General features: G+C 62.7%; 7 protein-coding genes and 1 pseudogene. 4 read left to right on the forward strand and 4 right to left on the reverse strand.

Going from position 1 to position 5,743, the window contains the following annotated elements:
- The coding region (locus EOA33_RS21875) for a hypothetical protein (RefSeq protein ID WP_145989230.1) at positions 1 to 249 on the forward strand (249 nt) is incomplete at its 5' end.
- A gap of 285 nt (positions 250 to 534) precedes the next feature.
- On the forward strand, positions 535 to 987 hold the full coding sequence (locus EOA33_RS21880; protein WP_127406558.1) for a pyridoxamine 5'-phosphate oxidase family protein: 453 nt from the start codon (positions 535 to 537) through the stop codon (positions 985 to 987).
- Positions 988 to 1,011: 24 nt separating this feature from the next.
- Here EOA33_RS21880 and EOA33_RS21885 read toward each other — a convergent pair whose 3' ends face one another.
- Entirely contained in the window at positions 1,012 to 1,674 is a 663-nt protein-coding gene (locus tag EOA33_RS21885) for a class I SAM-dependent methyltransferase (RefSeq protein ID WP_245482403.1), read from the reverse strand.
- Between the two features lie 44 nt (positions 1,675 to 1,718).
- Positions 1,719 to 1,886 carry a hypothetical protein gene (locus tag EOA33_RS38735; protein WP_189363102.1) on the reverse strand — a complete coding sequence of 56 codons (168 nt, stop codon included), beginning with the start codon at positions 1,884 to 1,886 and terminating at the stop codon, positions 1,719 to 1,721.
- Between the two features lie 107 nt (positions 1,887 to 1,993).
- Between EOA33_RS38735 and EOA33_RS21890 the strand changes: the two are divergent.
- Positions 1,994 to 2,903: pseudogene (locus EOA33_RS21890) on the forward strand (LysR family transcriptional regulator).
- Positions 2,904 to 2,969: 66 nt separating this feature from the next.
- Here the strand turns inward: EOA33_RS21890 and EOA33_RS21895 are convergent.
- Together EOA33_RS21895 and EOA33_RS21900 are read right to left on the reverse strand one after the other, a co-directional pair.
- Entirely contained in the window at positions 2,970 to 3,512 is a 543-nt protein-coding gene (locus EOA33_RS21895) for a DUF2314 domain-containing protein (RefSeq protein ID WP_127406560.1), read from the reverse strand.
- Between the two features lie 192 nt (positions 3,513 to 3,704).
- Positions 3,705 to 4,799, reverse strand: coding sequence for a GH25 family lysozyme (locus EOA33_RS21900; protein WP_127406562.1), 1,095 nt, complete (start codon positions 4,797 to 4,799; stop codon positions 3,705 to 3,707).
- 225 nt (positions 4,800 to 5,024) lie between these two features.
- On the opposite strand from EOA33_RS21900, the gene EOA33_RS21905 reads away from it, so the two are divergent.
- A partial coding sequence (locus tag EOA33_RS21905) for a hypothetical protein (RefSeq protein WP_127406564.1) occupies positions 5,025 to 5,743 on the forward strand: 719 nt, incomplete at its 3' end.

Below are 5,743 nucleotides of genomic sequence, written 5' to 3' on the forward strand. Positions count from 1 at the left end.
CGCGCCAGGGAACTTGCCGAGGACATCGTCGAAGAAGAAGCCGAGGTTTCCAGCACCGAGGCACTGTTCACAGACGCCGCCGCGCAGGAAGCCGCCGACGCCAAGAAGCTCGCCGCGACACGCCGCCAGCAGTCGTTGCTGCAGGGCTACACCGGCAACGAATGCCCGGAGTGCCACAACTTCACCATGGTGCGGAACGGCACCTGCGAGAAGTGCGACACGTGTGGAAGCACGAGCGGCTGCAGCTGATGCGATTTGATCCGCTAAAACGGAACATTATCGGCCCGATCGTAAGATCGGGCTGATTTTGTTTGATCGATCAACGACCCAAAAACGATATGATCGACCACATCACCATCGAAGTGAGCGCTCTCCTTCCCCCTTGTGGGAAGTTGGATCAGCGCGCGGCGCCAGATCCGACCAGCCATTGCGGCCGAAGCCTGCTTGCCCGCAATTGCGTTGATGCAGGTCAATGCCAGGCTACCCACGACCCCCAAATATAGCCACCGTCGGCAATGACGTCGGAGGCAAGGGATGGACCAGGAGATCAAAAACAAGATCGAAACGCTGTTGGATCAGCACCGGGTCATGACGATCGCGACCTTGAGGCCGGACGGTTGGCCGCAGGCGACGACCGTAGGCTACGTCAACGAAGGCCTCACGCTCTATTTCCTCTGCGGTCTGGAAAGCCAGAAGGCGGCCAATATGGCGCGGGACGATCGCGTGTCGTTGACCATCGACCACGACGCGCCGCAGGTGATGGAGATCACTGGACTTTCCATGGCGGCGCGCGCGCAGGAGGTTACAGACCGGGCCGAAGCTGAAAAGGTTTTACGGATGCTGCCGATGAAGTATCCGCCGCAAGTCGCGCTGCCCGGCCCGATGCCGACGCCAGAACAGGTCCGTATTTTCCGCGTGGTGCCTTCGGTCATTTCCGTGCTCGACTACTCGAAGGGATTTGGCCATACGGATCTCGTCACCTGTTGAGGGTCATACCGGAACCCCATTTCGTCATCCTCGGGTCAAGCCCGACGATGACGAGGGCGCGAGCAGCGCCTCTCCCGTACCCCATCTTGCCGGCCTGACAGCCAGGAACGTGTTCCATTCCTCGCTGTTGCGGCCAATGTTGAAATCGTCCCTGATCAGCACCAGCCCGGCGCTCTCAATACGCGCCGCAAAATCGTCCCTACGCCACAAGACGGTATGATAGTTGCCATCCGTCTCGCCGTCGCCATTGCGCATCGATACCAGGAAGGCGCCGCCTGGCCGCAGCGAGCCGGCTATCTTGGCAAGCACCTGATCGATCTGGTCGCGGGGCACATGGATCAGGACAGCGAGTGCCAGGACAGCATCGTAGGGTCCGCCTAGTTCGTCGGTGAGGAGATCAAGGAGATCACCCTCCTTGCCGCGCGCGGCCTGCAACTCAAGAAACCGCTTGGTTGCGTCGGTGCGGCGAACCTTGACGCCCAGACCCTCCAGAAAATCAGCGTCGTATCCCGCTCCCGACCCGACTTCGAGAATCTGACCGCTTGTGCCGGCGATCGCCACGAGGCGCTTAAGCGATGCCTGTTCTCTCTCGTTGGGAACATGCCGCACGATGGCGTCGTAGCGTTCCGCATAGTCCTCATAGGCATTGATCGTTTGACGGCTCTTCGCCAAAGCCTCCGATGACATCTTTCCCTCCCTCGGATCTAGGTCGGTCAAAGCGTGGGATTGCCTCAACGAAGGGTGCCGGGAGGCACGTGTCCGTCGAGCATGCCGATGTCGCGCAGGAAATGGTCCGACAGTGAACGGCGGTCGAGCAGGCCGCGCGTGCGGGGCCTGAACGGCGCGATGAAGAGGTCGAGAACCGGTCGACGAAGCGTGTTGTAACGGGTGGTGGTCATTGCCGTGTGTCCTTTCGGGTTCGAGTTCGATGACCAGAGCATGCCGTTTTCCGGCCTTGGATTCCAATCGAACCTCGCGTAGCATGCATCAGGAGGATTGATGCGTCATGAGTTGGGAGCTGCCGCCGCTAGGCGCCATCCGAGTGTTTGAGGCCGCGGCGCGGCTGGGCAGTTTCACCAAGGCGGCCGAAGAACTCGGCATGACCCAGTCGGCGGCCAGCTATCAGATCAAGGTGCTGGAAGAACGCGCGGGAACGCCGCTTTTCATAAGAAAAACAAGACAGATCGCCCTGACCGAGGCCGGACAGCAGTTGGCGCCGCACGCATCAGGCGCGTTCTCGGCCCTGGCCGATGCGTGGGTCGCGACCAAGGGCGGCGCGACCGGCGTGCTGTCGGTGACGACCATGGAGACCTTCGCAACGAACTGGCTGGCCGTATGGCTTGGAACATTCCAGCTGATGCATCCCGATCTCGCCGTGAAGGTGAACACATCGCCCCGCCTAGTCGATTTCACGCGCGAGGACACGTCGGATACGCACGGGCACCGGAAAATGGCCCGGCCTGACGGCTCACTATCTGTTCAAGGCGGACTATACGCCAATGCTCAGCCCGAGACTGGCCGAGAGTGTGGGCGGCATCCACCGTCCCGAGGATCTCTACAAGGTGGCGCTATGCTGCGCCGACGATCCCTGGTGGAAAATCTGGTTCGAGGCAGCCGGCGTGCCGTTCGAACCCGATCGCGTCATCGCGGGTCCGACGCTGGGGTCGCAGGCTTACGATGCAATGGCGGCGCTGACCGACCAGGGCGCCGCTATCCTCACCCGCAACATCTACAATGCGCTGCTGGCCAAGGGACAGTTGATTCAGCCTTTTGAAGTGCTTGGATCCGATGGCGACGGCTATTGGCTGGTGCATCTGGAAAGCCGCCGCAATGCACCCAAGATCAAGGTGTTCCGCGACTGGGTGCTGGCTCAGACGGCCGAGATACGCGAGCGCGAAAGACGCGAGGCAAGGTAAGGGTAGGGTCAAGCCCGAGGATGACGACTGCGCGGGGTGCGACCCTCCTCCTCTCGGGGAGCCGGATCAATCCTTGAAGGTGATGCCGTATTTCGCGGCCTGTTCCTTCGGCATGTCCGCAAACGCCTGACGCACGGTATAGCCGCCGTAAACCTCGCCGCCGTTCTTGACCATCCAGTCCTCGACGTCGGCTTCCTCCACCGTCATGCGGTCGCCCATCTTGTACTTGGTGCCGTTGACAGGTTCGTCGGCAAGCAGGCCGATGAAGGTGCCGTCGCCCAGGCCCGTGAGCTGCATCCAGATGTGCTCGGTGGCGCCGTTCTGGGTGAGCGGGAACTTCACCGTGTAGGTGCCGGGCGTGCCAGCGGCCATCAGCTCGTGGAAGCGCGGCAGCGTCGAGTGGCCCTTGTTCTTGGCGGCCTGCATCGCCTTGTCTTCGGTGGAATAGGCGACGACGTTCTCCGTCATCGCGCGAGGCGCCGTCTGCGAGGCGCCTGGCGCCGCCGCCGGAATGGCCATCGGCTTGTCGCTCCGCCCATGCCCGAGCGCATTGAAAAATCCGTAGCCGACAGCGGCCACAAAAACGATTGCCAGAACCGGATTGCGCATCGACCCCTCCATGCCCATTCATGCTCGGCCGCGCGGTGTTGCGCGCGGCATGCATGATTACGCGGATGTTACCAGCCGGGCATTGCAGGACCACTAAGGAAAAAGGTGTGTGGATCCTTAGCAAAACGCTGAAAATGCCGCCGGGGGATGGGACGACGGCAGCCTGCCGGTAATGGCATCAGCCGAGAGCGCTCAGTCGGCGTCGGCGACAGTCGTCTGTCCACCGGCCCAGGCCCGCCAGGCGCGCTCGTCGCCGTGGAAGACGTTGAGGTCGATGCGGCCCCTCACTCCGTGCGACAGGCCGGAGCCGGAATACTGCCAGAACAGCCATTTGCGGTCGGGATAGACCTTTGACGGATGGCGCGCGACGGCGCGCAGCCAGAACGGATAGTCAAGGAAGGCGCCGCGCAGATTGTCACGATAGAAGTCGGGGCTGGTGTAGATGATCGGCCGCTGGCCGTAGTGGCGTTCGAGCTTGTCCATGAACACCTGCATCTTCTCCAGCACTGTCTCGCGCGACGGCCGCCGCCTGCAGGAGGATTCGCCGTTCCATTCGACATCGATCACCGGCGGCAGCGCGCCCTCGACCCGCGGCACGTTGCGGATGAACCAATCGGCCTGCTCGCCGGCGGTGCGGCACCAGTAGAAGAAATGATAAGCGCCGCGTTTCAGCCCGGCGGCATCGGCATTGCGCCAGTTCGTCCTGAACATCGGATCTAGATGATCGCCACCATCGGTGGCCTTGATGTAGGCGAAGTTGGCGCCTTGGGCGCGCAGCTTTCCCCAGTTGACGTTGCCCTGCCAGCGCGAAACGTCGACGCCGTGCACCGCAAGGTGCCGGGGCGAGGCCCGACCGAAATTGATCGGCTTGGCATCGCGAAAGCCATATCGGGTGACGGGGCCGGCCAGCATCGCCGGCGCCGCGCGAGACAGCCGCTTCGGCGGCGCCATAAGCGCCGCCGGCTCGACCGGCGGTTCGACACTGTCGGGAAGATCAGGCGCAGGGAATGCCACCGTCTCTTCCTCGGCTAGGCCGAAGGGACGCGCATTCTCTTCAGGCAATGACGCCGGCGGCCTGATACGGGCGGTGCCGGCCATCGACACTGTCTCGTCGGTGGCTTCGGTCTCAGCAGTCGCGACGGCCTTCGCCACCGGTGCGCTTGGCCTGACGACGGAACTGGTGATCTCGTTGGACGGCACCTGCAAGGCGTCCATGCCCGATGTGGACGAGCAGCCGGCAAGGCACAGCGATGCAAGCACAAAACTGACGACGCCTGGGAACCGCATCTGGACCTGTACACGAAACAAAACAGGCCGAAGGCGGATTTGCCGCCGGCAGACACGATTCCTAACGAGAAATTGCCAATAAATGTTGAATCAAGTTGTTAGGGATAAAATGGCGGCTCCGACGGCAGGCTGCCGGTGCTCCATATCTCGCTTGACAAGCTCGGCCATAATATTATCCTCCACTAATCTTACATTGTAAGGCTAGGAATTTCGGGAGGGGAAGCCATGTCATCCGCCCTGTCAGAACTGGAACCCGTAATAGTGCCGGTGCCGCATCCGCCGGCCATCGCGATCGAAAACGTGTCGGGCGACTTCAGCCGCGCCATCGAGCGCGCCGAGGTCAATGCGTGGCTTGACCTCTACGCTGCGGCGCCGGCCGATTTCGCAACGAGGCAAGGGCTTTCGATGGCGGCAGAAGGCGATCTGGCCTGGACCACCTGCACGACGATCCCGTTCATCCATTTCAACTGCGTGAAGAATCTCGGCGTCGACGGCCCGGCCACCGAAAGTCAGCTCGACACGCTTCTGGCGCATTACCGCGCTGCCGGCATCTCGCGGCCCTGGTTTTATGTCAATCCGCACACCGAACCTTCCCGGCTCAGATGCTGGCTCGAAGCGCGCGGCCTGCAGCGCCAGGGCGGCTGGGAGCGGATCTATCGCGAGGCAACACCGCTGCCGCCCGAACCGCTGTTCCCGGCCGATGGGCTCTCGGTCGAGCGGGTGACGCAAGCAACGGCTGCCGAATGGGCCGGCTTCATCGATCGCCAGTACAGGCTGCCGACTTCACCCTGGCTGCTGGCGCTGGTCGGCCGCAACGGCTGGCATCATTACATGCTGAAGCGGGACGGCGCGGTGGCGGCGGTGCGCTCGCTGTTCATCGGCGCCGACGGCGCGGCCTGGAGCGGCATCGACGCGCCGGTGCCCGGCATCACGGCGCCGAGCTT

Source organism: Mesorhizobium sp. M4A.F.Ca.ET.050.02.1.1, from assembly GCF_003997725.1.
In the GTDB taxonomy this organism is placed as follows: Bacteria; Pseudomonadota; Alphaproteobacteria; order Rhizobiales; family Rhizobiaceae; genus Mesorhizobium.

Coding starts and splice junctions, on each gene's coding strand:
- EOA33_RS21880 (WP_127406558.1), top strand. CDS start 535: ATGGACCAGGAGATCAAAAACAAGATCGAAACGCTGTTGGATCAGCAC.
- EOA33_RS21885 (WP_245482403.1), bottom strand. CDS start 1,674: ATGTCATCGGAGGCTTTGGCGAAGAGCCGTCAAACGATCAATGCCTAT.
- EOA33_RS38735 (WP_189363102.1), bottom strand. CDS start 1,886: ATGACCACCACCCGTTACAACACGCTTCGTCGACCGGTTCTCGACCTC.
- EOA33_RS21895 (WP_127406560.1), bottom strand. CDS start 3,512: ATGCGCAATCCGGTTCTGGCAATCGTTTTTGTGGCCGCTGTCGGCTAC.
- EOA33_RS21900 (WP_127406562.1), bottom strand. CDS start 4,799: ATGCGGTTCCCAGGCGTCGTCAGTTTTGTGCTTGCATCGCTGTGCCTT.